Genomic DNA, 15,308 nt, shown 5'->3' on the forward strand with positions numbered 1-15,308 from the left:
TCGGCTAGAAAAATTAAACCGGTGTCTTTAACCCAAAAAATATCCGGGCCGTCACCACATCATCAGCGATTTGCTGCTTTAATGCTTCAAGCGAGGCAAAACGCTGTTCATTACGTATCTTTTTACGGAGTACCACTTCAATATAACGACCATACAGATCCATCGTCACATCCAGTAAATGCACTTCAAGCTGCTGGCGCTTGTCTCCCGTTACCGTCGGACGCGTACCAATATTGGCAACGCCTGGCAAGGGTACATCGCCCAGACCATATACACTGACGGCATAAACGCCGCTGACTGGCGAAATCTGGCGTTTTAACGGCAAATTGGCGGTCGGAAAACCGATCGTCCGCCCTAATTCATTACCATGCACTACACGCCCGGAAATACTGTAGGGATGCCCCAACAGACTTTCCGCCAGCGTTAAGTCATCATGGCTGAGCGCCTCACGAACCGCCGTACTGCTCACTCGTTTGCCGCCGTTACAGAATGAGTCGGTGCTGATGACCTCAAACCCTGCCTTGAGCCCGGCGCTTTGTAATAACAGGAAATCACCCTGCCGACCAGCGCCAAAACGAAAGTCATCGCCAACCACCAGAAACCGGACGCCCAGTTTTTCCACCAGCAGTTTGGATACAAACGTTTGGGCATCGTTGGCGGCAAAACGCGCATCAAACTTCACGCACAGCAGGTAATCCACCCCAGCCTTTGCCAGGTAATTCACTTTATCGCGCAGGCGAGTCAGACGCGCGGGCGCTCTTTCAGCAGAAAACAACTCCAGCGGCTGCGGTTCAAAAATCATTACCATGACGGGTAAACCGCGCGATTGCCCTTCCTGCTTCAAGCGTTCCAGCAACATTTGATGTCCGCGGTGCACGCCGTCAAAATTACCAATAGTAAGCACACAGCCATAATGGTGCGTCCGAAGATTGTGTATACCGCGAATTAGCTGCATGGCTGGCTCAGAACAATATGGGTTAAAATAATGGAAATCGGCGGATTATACCTTGTACAGCGAGTAAGGTTAACCCGCGATTAACGCCTTTTGCCGTCAGCATTTTGGATGCTGTTGCTATTTTTGCTGTTTTGGCACGGATCATCGGCGATTACCCCCAAGAACCAGGGTATTCCGACAAAGGGTTTATCCATGATTAATTGTTTTATCGCGGTTTGATAGCATCGGAGGGAATTTATGATGCGAAAAGCTGTATTCCACCGCGTGAAGCTGTTAAAATCCTGCGCCATCACAACGTAACAAGCGTCGACGTACAAACGGCGCTTATTTGCACAAATCCATTGACAAACGAAGGCTAAAAGGGCATATTCCTCGGCCTTTGAATTGTCCTCAATAGAAAATATTTGGGAGTTGGACCTTGGCTAATATCAAATCAGCTAAGAAACGCGCCGTACAGTCTGAGAAGCGCCGTAAGCATAATGCAAGCCGTCGCTCCATGATGCGTACTTTCATCAAGAAAGTATATGCGGCGATCGCTACTGGCGATAAAGAAGCGGCACAGAATGCGTTTAATGATATGCAACCGATCGTGGATCGTCAGGCAAGCAAAGGCCTGATCCACAAAAACAAAGCTGCGCGTCATAAATCCAATCTGATCGCACGCATCAACGCCATGCAATAATCGCGTTTCGTGTATTATTGTTAAAGAAACCGGCCCAGGCCGGTTTTTTTGCGTCTTCTATAAATTGCTCATCCACGCTTGTTAACGCTGGGGCACGGAATCCAGCGCGTGGTGCAGTTTAGGTAGCGTGCAACGCAACACGATATAGCCCCAAAATGCCGCCAATCCTGACGCCAGCAAGATCCCTAGTTTTGCATAAGTAATAAATTCGGCATCGCTATTGGTAAACGCCAGCAGTGTGATAAAAATTGACATTGTGAAGCCTATACCGCACAGCACAGACACCGCCATGATCTGACCGAAGTTCACGCCAGCAGGCAATCGGGCATACCCTGATTTTATCACCAGCCAACTACACAACGTGACGCCTAACGGTTTACCAATCAGCAATCCCGCCGCGATACCGAAACTCAGCGGTGAAAAAAGTCTCCCGATCTCGATGCCCTCCAGCGCGATCCCCGCGTTAACAAAAGCAAAGAGCGGAATAATCAGGAAAGAAACCCAAACATGCAGGCCATGTTCCAGCGCGGTTGCCGGCGAATGCTGACTATCTGCGGCGCGTAAAGGAATAAAAAAACCAACTATCACGCCAGCCAACGTCGCATGCACGCCGCATTTCAGAATGAAGATCCACAGCACGATCCCTATCAGCAAGTAAGCGGATGTTTTCATCACATTCTGACTATTCATGTACGCCAATACTGCAACAGCCAATATAGCGCCACCTAATGCCGGCCAGTATATCTGCTGGGTATAGAACAGCGCGATAATCAGAATTGCCCCCAGATCGTCGATAATGGCCAGCGCCAATAAAAATACTTTCAATCCGGGAGGAACGCGTTTTCCTAATAAAATCAGAACGCCAATAGCAAACGCGATATCCGTTGCCGTAGGGATCGCCCAGCCAGAACGCGTATCGGCGTCGTTAAAGTTAAATAATAGAAAGATCAGTGCGGGGAATATCATACCGCCAACAGCCGCAACGAGAGGCAGTAATGCCTGACTGCGACTTGCCAATGTGCCTTCCATCAACTCGCGTTTGACCTCAAGGCCAATCATCAGGAAGAAAATCGCCATCAGGCCGTCATTGATCCACAACAGCAGATTCTTGTTGATTTCCAATGCGCCAAAGCGGATTTCCACCGGTATCGTCAAAAGCTGCTGATAGCCATCCGCACTAAAAGAAAGATTCGCCAACATCATGGCCAGTACCGTCGCACCAAGCAGCATCAAACCCGCCGCGGCATCAAGACTGGTAAAGCGGCGAAGCATATTTATCATGTGATGCAATCTCCATTTCAAGGAGCTGGACACTCCTGCCTTGTACCCTCATCGTATAGAGTAAAGTTACGCAACTCCACCACTCATTGAAAGCGGTTCAAAACGAAAAAAACGGGTAAGAGAAAAAGATAACAATTTGGTTAGAACCATAAAAAACCGGCTGGTTGTTGCTACCAGCCGGTTTTTTTGTTTTACCACCGCCGAACGACTATTTAGCTTAAATCAGATCGTCGAAAAACTTCTTCACACCGTCGAAAAAGCTTTTGGATCGCGGGCTGTTCCTTTCTCCTGACGGGCCGCCAAAGCTTTCCTCAAGCTCTTGCAACAGTTGCTTTTGACGCTCGTTCAGATTAACCGGCGTTTCCACCACCACCCGACACAGTAAATCACCCTGTGCGCCGCCGCGAACAGACTTAACGCCTTTACCACGCATACGGAACAGTTTTCCGGTTTGGGTTTCCGCCGGAACTTTCAGTTTCACCCGTCCATCCAACGTCGGCACTTCGATTTCGCCACCCAGCGCCGCCATCGCAAAATTGATTGGCACTTCGCAATAGAGGTTGTTCTCTTCGCGTTGGAAAATCGGATGCGCTTTCACCTGTACCTGGACGTATAAATCACCCGCTGGCGCGCCGTGCTCTCCGGCTTCTCCCTCCCCAGAGAGGCGGATACGGTCACCGGTATCCACACCCGCAGGAATCTTCACCGACAGTGTTTTGCTCTTCTCTACGCGGCCATGACCGTGGCATTTAATGCACGGATCTTTAATAATCTTGCCGCGCCCATGACAGTGCGGACAAGCCTGCTGCACCGTAAAGAAGCCCTGACGCATCTGTACCTGACCGTTACCGTGACAGGTCGGACAGGTAACCGGTGAACTGCCCGGCTTCGAGCCGCTGCCGTGGCACACGTCGCACTCTTCCAGCGTAGGAATACGGATCTCTTTGGTGACGCCACGGACAGCCTCTTCCAATGACAGTTCCATGTTATAGCGTAAATCGGAACCGCGGCTTGCGCGCTGGCGGCGTCCGCCACCAAAAATATCACCGAAAACGTCGCCAAAAATATCACCAAAATCGGCGCCGCCACTAAAGCCGCCGCCGCCGCTTCCCATACCGCCTTGCTCGAAGGCGGCATGACCATATTGATCATAAGCAGCGCGTTTCTGAGGATCGGTAAGAATTTCGTAGGCTTCTTTGATCTCTTTAAACTTAGCTTCCGCTTCTTTATCTCCCGGGTTTCTATCCGGGTGATATTTCATTGCCAGACGCTTATACGCCTTCTTTATTTCACGCTCATCGGCACCTTTAGAAACGCCTAAACTCTCGTAATAGTCTTGCTTCGCCATGCTTTTATCCTGCCCTCAACATGCGTGCACGGGCGCAGAGTTTCCTCAACGCCCGTGCTGGTTGTCAGCAACAGTCTTTCTCCCTTTAAATTCGGGTATGTCACTGTCACTACGCCCGCTCAAAGGGCGATTATTTTTTATCTTTTACTTCTTCAAACTCAGCATCAACGACGTCGTCGTCTTTACCAGCAGAAGCATCACCGCTGGCGCCTTCAGCGCCGGCCTGAGCCTGCGGCTGAGACGCTTCCAGCAATTTGCCGGAAACCTGAACCAGCGCCTGGATCTTGGCGTCGATATCCGCTTTGTCTTCGCCTTTGAGCGAACCTTCCAGCGCTTTCAGTGCGTCATCAATGGCGGCTTTATCGTCGGAAGCCAGTTTATCGCCCACTTCTTCCAACTGTTTGCGCGTACTGTGCAAAAGGTGATCGCCCTGGTTGCGCGTCTGAACCAGCTCTTCAAACTTACGATCTGATTCTGCATTTGCTTCAGCATCACGAACCATCTTCTGGATTTCTTCCTCATTCAGACCGGAGGAAGCTTTGATGGTGATCTTCTGCTCGCGACCGCTGTTTTTGTCCTTCGCGGAAACGTGCAGGATACCATCGGCATCAATATCAAAGGTCACTTCGACCTGCGGCATACCGCGCGGCGCAGGCTGGATACCATCCAGGTTAAACTGGCCCAGCGACTTGTTGTCATGCGCACGTTTACGCTCACCCTGTAGCACGTGAATGGTTACCGCAGACTGGTTGTCTTCCGCCGTCGAGAACACCTGGCTGTGTTTGGTCGGGATAGTGGTGTTTTTGGCAATCAGCGCCGTCATCACCCCCCCCATGGTTTCGATACCCAAAGACAGCGGAGTCACGTCCAACAGCAAAACGTCTTTCACATCACCAGACAGAACACCGCCCTGAACCGCGGCGCCGATAGCAACCGCTTCATCCGGATTCACGTCTTTGCGCGGCTCCTTACCAAAGAAGTCAGCCACTTTCTTCTGTACCAGCGGCATACGAGTCTGACCGCCAACCAGAATCACGTCCTGAATCTCTGACACAGACAACCCGGCATCCTGCAAAGCCACTTTCAACGGTTCCAGAGAACGATTCACCAAATCTTCCACCAGCGATTCCAGTTTGGCGCGAGTCACTTTGATGTTCAGGTGTTTCGGGCCAGTGGCATCCGCGGTGATGTACGGCAGATTCACATCCGTCTGTTGCGCGGAAGACAATTCAATCTTGGCTTTTTCCGCCGCTTCTTTCAGACGCTGCATAGCCAGCGGATCGTTACGCAGATCAAAGCCCTGGTCTTTCTTGAACTCATCAACCAGATAGTTGATCAGACGGCTGTCGAAGTCTTCGCCACCCAAGTGGGTATCACCGTTGGTTGCCAGCACTTCAAAGGTTTTTTCGCCATCCACATCATCGATTTCGATGATAGAAATATCGAAAGTACCGCCGCCCAGGTCATATACGGCAATGGTGCGGTTACCCACCTCTTTATCCAAACCGTACGCCAGCGCCGCTGCCGTCGGTTCGTTAATGATACGTTTAACCTCCAGACCTGCGATACGGCCTGCATCTTTGGTCGCCTGACGCTGAGCGTCGTTGAAGTAGGCCGGAACGGTAATCACCGCTTCGGTGATCGTTTCACCCAGATAATCTTCAGCCGTTTTCTTCATTTTCTTCAGCACTTCAGCCGAAATCTGCGGCGGCGCCATTTTCTGATCTTTCACTTCCAACCAGGCATCGCCATTATCAGCCGCAATGATTTTGTACGGCATAATATTGGTGTCACGCTGCACTTCTTCATCTTTAAAACGACGACCAATCAGACGCTTAATCGCAAAAAGGGTATTTTTCGGGTTAGTGACCGCCTGACGTTTAGCCGGTTGGCCAACCAGAGTTTCGCCGTCTTGCGTATAAGCAATGATTGAAGGCGTCGTGCGATCGCCCTCGCTATTTTCTAGTACTTTAACCTGCGTACCGTCCATAATCGCGACACAAGAATTGGTTGTACCCAGGTCGATACCAATAATCTTACCCATCTAAACATCTCCACTAAAAAGTCATATTCGGTGTGGTAGCTCAACCTACTATGCGGACGGTATGTCGTTTTTCAACGCCATAACTTTGTTTTTTCTTGCATCGCCGCGCCTGTTACACCGCAGCCAGACAAGTTCAACAACCCCACATACACCTTTGCGGTGCGGTTAAACTGTTTTGGTTGAAAATAAGATGGGGTCAACAATTCCATCATCAAGGGGGAGAGATGAAAAAAATGACCTTTATCCCCTGTAGGATCAAATTATTCTTTCTTCGCCATGTTGTGTCCGTTCTGCACGCCCGATATGATGCGGCGCTCGCTGTAAAAAATTTTCAGGAAAAACTTTTGTCATTGTCCCGCAACAGCCCGCAAGGGTAAAAGGCAGGATAGCCTGACACAAAAAAAGAAAATTCCCGGCGTTATGGCGGACGATAACACCTTAAAAAACATCTATTATTTTGATTATCTGTTATCACAGAGGTTTTATGAATACGAACACATTGGCGAATCCCGGTCCATTAGGGCTGATGGGCTTCGGGATGACCACTATTTTATTGAACTTGCACAACGCAGGATTTTTCCCGCTTTCTTCCATTATTCTCAGCATGGGCATTTTTTACGGTGGTATTGCCCAGATCCTGGCGGGATTACTGGAATATAAAAAAGGGAATACCTTTGGCATGACCGCATTCACCTCTTACGGCGCTTTCTGGCTGACGCTGGTTGCCATTATCATGCTGCCGAAAATGGGCCTGGCGGAAGCCAGCGATGCACAATTCCTCGGTGTTTTTCTTGGACTGTGGGGGATCTTCACCCTATTTATGTTCTTCGGAACATTGCGCGCCAACCGCGCGTTGCAGTTTGTGTTCGCCAGCCTGACCGTACTGTTTGCTTTACTGGCCATCGGTAATTTTACCGGTAACCACTCCCTTCTGATCTTTGCGGGTTATGAAGGCATTATCTGCGGCGCAAGCGCGATTTATCTCGCGATGGCTGAAGTGCTGAACCAGCAATACGGCCGTACCATCCTGCCAATTGGCGCTCGCGGCGCACACTGAGTTTCACGGCGATTCAGCGCTAGACGTAGCCCGGCCAAATGACCGGGCTTTATTTTAGAATGGCAAGCAAACCCCTTACGCACTGACGTGCGAACGGGAACGCTTTTCTTCGTCCGCTTTGCCGCTCCTTTCACTATTCAAATCACGGTGCAAATAAATCCCCACCAGCACACCGACGCCTGACAGCGTCAGCACATAGTATGCCGGCGCCAACGGGGTCACCTTCATAATCAACGTGACAAAGATCGGCGTTAAACCACCAAAAATTGCATAGGAGACGTTATAGGAAAATGAGATGCCAGAGAAACGGACTTCCGCCGGAAACGCGCGAACCATCACGTAAGGCACCGCGCCAACAACGCCGACGCTTAATCCCACAATCCCGTAGCCGACGAAAAGCAGACTCAGGTCGCTCGCCGCCGTACTGTAGAAGAACCAACTGCATAGCGCCAGCAACGAACTGCCCAGGATAAACATTTTACTGGCGCCGAAGCGGTCGACAAACAGGCCGGCGCCAATACAGCCCGCCATCAACATAATTGTCGCCAGGCAGTTTGCCTGTAGTGCCAGCGCCGCAGAAACGCCGTGCACTTTTTGCAGGTAGGTCGGCGCCATAAGAATCACCACGACAATACAAGCGGACAGCATCCAGGTCAGCAACATGGAAATCACCACCTCTCTGCGATGATTCACTACGACCATTTTTAGCGGTAACGCCTCCGCCAGTTTCTTTTGAGCCTGCATTGCCATAAAAATCGGCGTTTCCTGCAACCAGCGGCGCAAATACATCGCCACCAGTCCAAAGATCCCGCCGATAAAGAATGGCAATCGCCAGCCGCCGCCCGACATCTGCTCAGGTGTCAGTAGGGTATTCAGTAACGTGGCGACCAACGATCCTAGCAGAATACCCATTGTCAGCCCCGCGGTCAGGGTGCCGCAGGCAAAACCCATACGTGAACGTGGGACATGTTCGGCGACGAATACCCATGCCCCTGGGACTTCACCGCCGATTGCCGCGCCTTGAAGCACACGCATCAGCAACAGAAGTAGCGGCGCCGCGATGCCCATCGCCTCGTAAGTAGGGAGCATCCCCATTGCCAGCGTGGGCAAAGCCATGAGCAAAATGCTCAGGCTGAACATTTTTTTACGCCCGACCAGATCGCCAAAATGGGCCATAACGATGCCCCCCAGCGGACGAGCGAGATAGCCAGCGGCAAAGATGCCGAAGGTCTGAACCTGACGTAACCACTCAGGAATATCTGCCGGAAAGAAGAGATTGCCGATGACCGCCGCGAAAAAAACGAAGATGATGAAATCATAAAACTCCAGCGCGCCACCCAGCGCAGCCAGAGACAACGTTTTATAATCTTGCCGGTTTAATCGGCGATGTGGTGAATGGGGGTGAAGATGCTCGTGAGTCATAAGTTACCGTGTCGTGCGAGAGTGATCAGTGAAATCCTTCCGCTTTATGTAAAGCAAAATTACCCTAGCGGCAAAATTATGATACACCAGCAACGCTAAATCTTGTGTTTGAAATCCTCTAACCTCCATTTTGTATTTCACGTATGGCTTTTTTAGGACGAAAAGCGACGACCACCTTCGGGTCGGTCTCAACGTAAGGCCCCTCCAATAACTGGATGCAATAAGGCACGCTGGCGAAAATCCCCGCCATCACCACCTTGCCGCTTTCAGCTTTCAACCCTTCCAGCGTTTCTTTGATCGACTTGGGCTGTCCCGGCAAATTGAGAATTAACGCCTGCTTACGAATCACGCCAACCTGCCTTGATAAAATGGCCGTGGGGACGAATCGCAGGCTTATCTGCCGCATCTGCTCCCCAAACCCTGGCATTTCGCGATCGGCGATCGCCAGCGTTGCATCGGGCGTCACATCGCGGCGGGCAGGACCGGTGCCTCCCGTGGTTAATACCAGATGGCAGCCGCGTTCATCCACCAATTCGCATAGCGTTTGTTCAATCACCGTTTGTTCATCAGGCACCAATCGGGTTTCAATTTCAAAAGGCGTGGTCAGGGCGCTGGACAACCACGTTTCCAGTGCCGGTATTCCTTTATCCTGATACACACCGCTGGATGCTCTGTCAGAAACGGATACCAAGCCAATGTACAATGTGTTCATAAAACCTCGCTAAAACCCATTTATATTAAAATGTTATGTGATTCATGCCACCAGACCATTATGCGGATAAAAAATTTGTGCAATCGAGACCGTCTTGGAAAGCGACTTTCGCCACTTAAGATAATAGTGATCAAATAGCACCTCAAAAATGAAATGCGGTGCAAAAAAAATAACAAACTGAAATCTAAAACAAAAAACCAAATAACAGCAATACAATGAGCGTCTTTCACCCACAGGGGCCAGTTGTGACTTTTACAGGATAAAACATCACGTAAGGGAAAGAAAAATAACGGAATAGGGGGCGATTTACCGTAACCTGAATTTTACATCATATGATAAAATCAACGCGCCCGACAGGGCCTTAACAAGTAGAAAAGGCCATATCAAGGAAGCACCTATGAACAAAACTAACTATAAGATAATAAAGGCACTTTCCCATCCAACCTCAGCCTTTCTTCTGGTCGGCACTTTGGCTTTTTTTATCGCTATCGCTTTTATGCATGAATCAGACAAAAGCGCCTGGAAGATGGAAAAACAACGCCTTGTCACAACGATTAAAGCCTATGAATCCTATAAATTAGGGGTGGACGTCAAAGATAGCGATTTTACCTATAAAACGGGCAACTATATTTTTTCCCGCATCAGAACCCTTGCATTTAATACCAAAGATGCGCGCAGCGAGTGTATTCATCGACTGTCAGAAACAGAACTAAAATTTAATGATATGTTGGTCATCAGAATCTGCCAGAATAAATTACCTTTTACTGGTGAATTCGAGAGAAAGGGCACATTAACCAGCATCGTTCCTATTTTGTCGCCTACGGATGAACTGCTGGGCATACGTATAAGAAGCAATTCAGAAGCACCGCCTCCCTCTTTGTTGGATACGTTTGATTCATGGTCCACGATCATCGGCATGCTGGTTATTGTGCTTATTTCCGCTATTTCAGGCAGCCTTTTATCGGTATTGGCCAAAAAATACCTAATCGAATTACCCACCATCGCCCGATATGACGATCTGACGGGATACCTCCGGCGGGATACCTTTTTTGTGGCGGCGAATAAAGCCCTGGATATCGCCAATCTTACCAAGCATCCGGTTTGCGTGCTCCTGATTGATATTGATCATTTCAAGAATGTGAATGACACCTTTGGCCACAGCGCGGGCGACGACGCCTTGAAGTACGTTGCTGATATTTTAAAAAAATCATTCCGCCGGGAAGATATTTATGGACGCATTGGCGGCGATGAGTTTGCTATTGTTTTACCGAATATTGGACTGAATGATGCCTACAAGGTGGCGGAACGGGCCAGAAGACGGGTCAACGATAGCAATGATGTAAAAATGAGAGAAAACAACATAAACCTGGCGGTTAGCATCGGGCTGGTTGAATATAATATTGGCGAAGAAGATTTAATAAAAGTCATGAAACGAGCCGACGAAAATCTTTATATTGCAAAAAAAATCCGAAATACCGTGGAAAAATAACCGCAGCGGTAAGCAGCTTATTTTCAACAGATTTTAAGAAGCCGGATACCATCCGGCTTCTCGCATCAATATCTGTTTGATTACAGTAATTCGATAATCATTTTTTCCAGTTTTTCCTGATCGACAGCAAATTTGCGGATACCCTCAGCCAATTTATCCACCGCCATGGGGTCCTGATTATGCTGCCAGTAGAACTGTGCTTCAGTCATCTTCGTCGGATGCGCTTTCACATTTCCCGAGTAAGAGAGTTTGCGAACCACTTCTCCTTCGCTTTCAGACAGCTCTTTCAGCAGAGACGGCGAGATAGTCAGGCGGTCACATCCAGCCAGCTCAAGAATTTCGCCTACGTTACGGAAGCTTGCGCCCATAACAACGGTTTCATAGCCATGTTCTTTATAGTAGCTGTAGATTTCACTGACGGAAACCACGCCAGGATCTTCGCTCGGCGCAAAGTCTTTCTTGTCGCCATTAGCTTTGTACCAATCCAGGATACGACCTACAAACGGAGAGATCAGAAACACCCCCGCTTCAGCACACGCTCGAGCCTGAGCGAAGGAGAACAGTAGCGTCAGGTTACAGTTGATCCCGTCTTTTTCTAACTGCTCCGCTGCGCGAATACCCTGCCAGGTAGACGCCAGTTTTATCAGTATGCGGTCATTACTGATGCCAGCCTCGTTATACAGCTTAATCAGGCGGTTTGCTTTGGTGATGCTGGCTTGCGTATCGTAAGACAGGCGTGCGTCGACTTCCGTGGAAACACGGCCGGGGATCAGTTTTAAAATCTCAAGGCCAATGTTCACCGCCAGTTTGTCAGTTGCATCCACCCGTTGCTGGTCGCGATTGTTGCTCTGCAAACGGGCCCAAGAAACCGCATCGTCAATCAGTTTGCGATATTCAGGAATTTGAGCCGCATTCAGAATCAGGGAAGGGTTAGTTGTCGCGTCTTGCGGTTGATATAATTTCATGGCTGCGATATCGCCGGTGTCAGCCACTACCGTCGTAAATTGGCGCAGGGAAGTCAGTTTATCCGTCATGTTGGTATTTCTCATTGTTTTTACATGAATTATTTGTACATGAATGTCTAGGGCATGAACCGGCGGCATCATGTTTTAGCCAGAGCCAGATAATAACACGCGCGCTCCCCCGCGCAAGCCAGCCTTTTGCCCTTCATACCGACGTCACGATGATTACCCTCTCCTGTTATAACCATCGCCGTTTTCTTGTCGGATATTTGCTACAGTAGAGCAACAAGAACAGACTTACAGGACATAGCGCATGCTGATAACCCTTTCACCCGCAAAAACGCTTGATTACACCAGTCCGTTACCAACACAGCGCTATAGCCAGCCGGAACTGCTGGACTACTCCAGCCAGTTGATTGCTGTTTGCAAAACACTGACGCCGGCAGAAATCGCCTCGCTCATGCGTCTCAGTGACAAGCTGGCGGGTTTGAATGCTGCACGCTTCAATGACTGGCATCCTGACTTTACACCCGACAATGCGCGTCAGGCTTTATTAGCGTTTAAAGGGGACGTCTATACCGGATTGGCTGCCGAAGACTTCAGCGAGGAAGATTTTGATTTTGCCCAAAAGCATTTGCGCATGCTGTCCGGTTTATACGGCGTTTTGCGACCGCTGGATTTAATGCAGCCCTACAGGTTGGAAATGGGTACCAAACTCAGTAATAAAGCAGGTAAAGATCTTTATAGCTTCTGGGGCGGCACCATAACCGACAAGCTGAATCAGGCTTTAAGCGAACAAGGCGACGACATTCTGGTCAATCTGGCCTCTGACGAATATTTCAAAGCGGTGCAGCCGAAAAAACTGCAAGCGACACTGATCAAGCCGGTATTTTTAGATGAGAAAAACGGCAAATTCAAAGTCATCAGTTTCTACGCCAAGAAAGCACGCGGGTTGATGAGCCGCTTTATTATCCAGAATCGTCTGACACAGCCAGATCAACTAAAATACTTTGATTTGGAAGGTTATTTTTTTGAAGAGGCGGAGTCATCCGATCACGAACTGGTATTTAAACGCCACCAGCAATAAGACGCGTCACCAGACAAGGGCGGAAGGCTCCGCCCTTGAAAAGAGATTATTGCGGCAACGACATCAGGAACTGACGCAATGTCGCAAAATCAGCCGGGAAGCTATGCGACAACAAATCCAGATCGGCACGTTTCGCCAACGCTTCCGGCAGGGCCAACTCTTTACCCAGAATAGCTTCCACACTTTCTTTGAATTTCGCCGGATGCGCCGTTCCCAGGAACAAACCGAATTCCCCGGGCTGGAGCTGATCGCGCAGCAGGCGATAAGCAATGGCCGCATGGGGTTCCGAGGTATAGCCCAGCGCGTCAAGTTCATGCAGCGTTTGTTTGGTGGTTTCATCACTCACCGCGCCAAAGCCCAGCGTTTTCAACTGCCAGTTTTTACGGCGGAACAGTTCTTCCACGCGTGGCCAGTTATTCGGCTGACTCACATCCATCGCGTTGGATAGCGTAGCGACCGTTTTATTCGGTTCCCAGGCGCCACTGCTCAGGAAGCGCGGTACAGTGTCATTCGCATTGGTCGCCGCGATAAAGCGTTTAATCGGCAGCCCCAATGATTTGGCCAGCAGCCCCGCGGTCAAATCGCCAAAATTACCGCTCGGTACAGACACAACCAATTGGTTACGCGCTTCCTGCGGCAACTGTGCGACCGCTTCAAAGTAGTAGCAGATTTGCGCCAGCAGGCGGCTAATGTTAATGGAGTTGGCCGAGTTCAGCCCGATAGCCTTTTTCAGATCTTCGTCATCGAAAGCCTGTTTAACCAGCGACTGACAGGCGTCGAAATCACTGTCGATCGCGATGGTATGAATATTGCCACCCAGCGTACAGAACAGTTTTTCCTGCAATGGGCTGATTTTGCCGCGCGGATAAAGGATCACCACACGAACATTTTCCAAACCGTAAAACGCATGTGCGACTGCCGCGCCGGTGTCGCCGGAGGTCGCCGTCAGAATCGTAATCTTGTCGCCGCCGGAGACTTCCGTCAGCATCTGCGCCATAAAACGGCCGCCAAAATCTTTAAATGCCAGCGTCGGACCGTGGAACAGTTCCAGCGCGGCGATAGCTTCTGTGACAGGCGCGACAGGGGCCGGGAACGCAAACGCCGCTTTCACACGCTGAAATACCGTTTCCGCCGGAATTTCATCACCGATATAAGCGGAAAGAATACGGCTGCTGCGGGCGATAAAATCCAGCTTCAGCAGTTCATCAATTTCAGTACGCTCAAACTCAGGCAATTCCAGCGGAAAGAATAGCCCTTGCTGGCTTCCCAGGCCCTGTTTGATGGCCTGAGCAAAGCTGACCTGCTCGTTGTGATCTTTAAGGTTGTACAGTTTCATGCATTATCCCAGTTGTCGTGCGCCTGTTGTATCCAGACGGCAAATATGAACAAAACCTTCGTCGTTCTGCAAATAGTTGTCCCGCAGCCAATGGGCCAGACGCTGCGCGCTATCCATATCACTGCATACGGAAAATAATGTCGGGCCGGAACCAGAAATACCGCAAGCCAGCGCCCCGATATCTTCCGCGGCCTGGCGTGCTTCGGCAAAACCGGGCAGCAGTTTGGTGCGATAAGGTTCTGCGATAACATCTTTCATCAGTTTGGCCGCCAGCGACGCTTGTCCGGTATGGCAGGCGTGAACAAACCCAGCCAGATAACGACCGTGGCTAACGCAATCCTGACGACGATATTGCGCGGGCAAAATCGCCCGCGCCTCGGCCGTTGAAACTTTGATTCCCGGATACGCCATCACCCATAGCCAATCGTCAAAAGCCGGTACGGACTGGCTGATGATGCCGCCCTCTTCCAGCATCAGTTGGATACCGCCGAGAAAGCAGGGCGCCACATTATCATAATGCACGCTGCCGGAAATACGGCCTTCCAACTCGCCCATCAGGGTCAACAACCGGGTATCATCCAGTGGTCTGCCACAAAACTCGTTCATCCCCAGCAGACCAGCAACCACTGAGCAGGCGCTGGAGCCAAGTCCCGACCCTATCGGCATGTTTTTTTCGAGCGTCATGGCGACCGGCACGGTTTTACCGATCTCCTGACAAAAACGTTCCCAGCATTGATAAACAATGTTTTGCTTTGGATCATCAGGCAGCTTGCTGACGAACCGGCCTTCGCTACGCAGACTGAATTGATCTGCGACAGCAACCGTGACACAGTCCCCCAGCAGTGAACCATCAACCGGAGAGACCGCCGCACCCAGCACATCAAACCCGACGCTGACGTTACCAATCGATGCAGGTGCATAAACCTTAACCAT

Annotated in this window: 13 protein-coding genes; 4 read left to right on the forward strand and 9 right to left on the reverse strand. The window is 50.1% G+C overall.

Going from position 1 to position 15,308, the window contains the following annotated elements; translation table 11 throughout:
* Positions 1-13: 13 nt before the first annotated feature.
* Positions 14-955: a bifunctional riboflavin kinase/FAD synthetase gene (gene ribF / locus EH207_RS14475; RefSeq protein ID WP_137714629.1), complete on the reverse strand. Its 942-nt coding sequence runs from the start codon at positions 953-955 to the stop codon at positions 14-16.
* Positions 956-1,373: 418 nt separating this feature from the next.
* On the opposite strand from ribF, the gene rpsT reads away from it, so the two are divergent.
* The gene (rpsT, locus tag EH207_RS14485) at positions 1,374-1,637 is read left to right on the forward strand and encodes a 30S ribosomal protein S20 (RefSeq protein WP_137714631.1); all 264 of its coding nucleotides are present in this window, start codon (positions 1,374-1,376) and stop codon (positions 1,635-1,637) included.
* An 81-nt stretch (positions 1,638-1,718) separates the two neighbouring features.
* Here rpsT and nhaA read toward each other — a convergent pair whose 3' ends face one another.
* The 3 genes from nhaA to dnaK all read right to left on the reverse strand — a co-directional run bounded on the left by nhaA (position 1,719) and on the right by dnaK (position 6,310).
* Positions 1,719-2,918 carry a Na+/H+ antiporter NhaA gene (nhaA, locus tag EH207_RS14490; protein WP_137714632.1) on the reverse strand — a complete coding sequence of 400 codons (1,200 nt, stop codon included), beginning with the start codon at positions 2,916-2,918 and terminating at the stop codon, positions 1,719-1,721.
* A gap of 217 nt (positions 2,919-3,135) precedes the next feature.
* Positions 3,136-4,266: a molecular chaperone DnaJ gene (dnaJ, locus tag EH207_RS14495; RefSeq protein WP_137714633.1), complete on the reverse strand. Its 1,131-nt coding sequence runs from the start codon at positions 4,264-4,266 to the stop codon at positions 3,136-3,138.
* A 130-nt stretch (positions 4,267-4,396) separates the two neighbouring features.
* Positions 4,397-6,310: a molecular chaperone DnaK gene (gene dnaK, locus EH207_RS14500; RefSeq protein ID WP_137714634.1), complete on the reverse strand. Its 1,914-nt coding sequence runs from the start codon at positions 6,308-6,310 to the stop codon at positions 4,397-4,399.
* Between the two features lie 484 nt (positions 6,311-6,794).
* Here dnaK and satP point away from each other — a divergent pair, with 484 nt between their 5' ends.
* Positions 6,795-7,367: an acetate uptake transporter gene (satP, locus tag EH207_RS14505; protein ID WP_137714635.1), complete on the forward strand. Its 573-nt coding sequence runs from the start codon at positions 6,795-6,797 to the stop codon at positions 7,365-7,367.
* 75 nt (positions 7,368-7,442) lie between these two features.
* On the opposite strand, the gene EH207_RS14510 is transcribed toward satP, so the two are convergent.
* Complete coding sequence (locus EH207_RS14510; RefSeq protein ID WP_137714636.1) at positions 7,443-8,789, reverse strand: MFS transporter; 1,347 nt, start codon at positions 8,787-8,789, stop codon at positions 7,443-7,445.
* A gap of 118 nt (positions 8,790-8,907) precedes the next feature.
* The gene (gene mog / locus EH207_RS14515) at positions 8,908-9,501 is read right to left on the reverse strand and encodes a molybdopterin adenylyltransferase (RefSeq protein WP_137714637.1); all 594 of its coding nucleotides are present in this window, start codon (positions 9,499-9,501) and stop codon (positions 8,908-8,910) included.
* Between the two features lie 397 nt (positions 9,502-9,898).
* On the opposite strand from mog, the gene EH207_RS14520 reads away from it, so the two are divergent.
* Positions 9,899-10,990 carry a GGDEF domain-containing protein gene (locus EH207_RS14520; RefSeq protein ID WP_137714638.1) on the forward strand — a complete coding sequence of 364 codons (1,092 nt, stop codon included), beginning with the start codon at positions 9,899-9,901 and terminating at the stop codon, positions 10,988-10,990.
* Positions 10,991-11,070: 80 nt separating this feature from the next.
* Here EH207_RS14520 and tal read toward each other — a convergent pair whose 3' ends face one another.
* The gene (tal, locus tag EH207_RS14525) at positions 11,071-12,024 is read right to left on the reverse strand and encodes a transaldolase (protein ID WP_137714639.1); all 954 of its coding nucleotides are present in this window, start codon (positions 12,022-12,024) and stop codon (positions 11,071-11,073) included.
* Positions 12,025-12,265: 241 nt separating this feature from the next.
* On the opposite strand from tal, the gene yaaA reads away from it, so the two are divergent.
* A complete protein-coding gene (gene yaaA, locus EH207_RS14530) occupies positions 12,266-13,039 on the forward strand; it encodes a peroxide stress protein YaaA (RefSeq protein WP_137714640.1) in 774 nt (257 codons plus the stop codon).
* A gap of 46 nt (positions 13,040-13,085) precedes the next feature.
* Here the strand turns inward: yaaA and thrC are convergent, their stop codons facing one another.
* Together thrC and thrB are read right to left on the reverse strand one after the other, a co-directional pair.
* A complete protein-coding gene (thrC, locus tag EH207_RS14535) occupies positions 13,086-14,375 on the reverse strand; it encodes a threonine synthase (RefSeq protein ID WP_137714641.1) in 1,290 nt (429 codons plus the stop codon).
* A gap of 3 nt (positions 14,376-14,378) precedes the next feature.
* Positions 14,379-15,308, reverse strand: a complete 930-nt coding sequence (thrB, locus tag EH207_RS14540) for a homoserine kinase (protein ID WP_137714642.1) — start codon at positions 15,306-15,308, stop codon at positions 14,379-14,381.

Source organism: Brenneria rubrifaciens (genome assembly GCF_005484945.1).
In the GTDB taxonomy this organism is placed as follows: domain Bacteria; phylum Pseudomonadota; class Gammaproteobacteria; order Enterobacterales; family Enterobacteriaceae; genus Brenneria; species Brenneria rubrifaciens.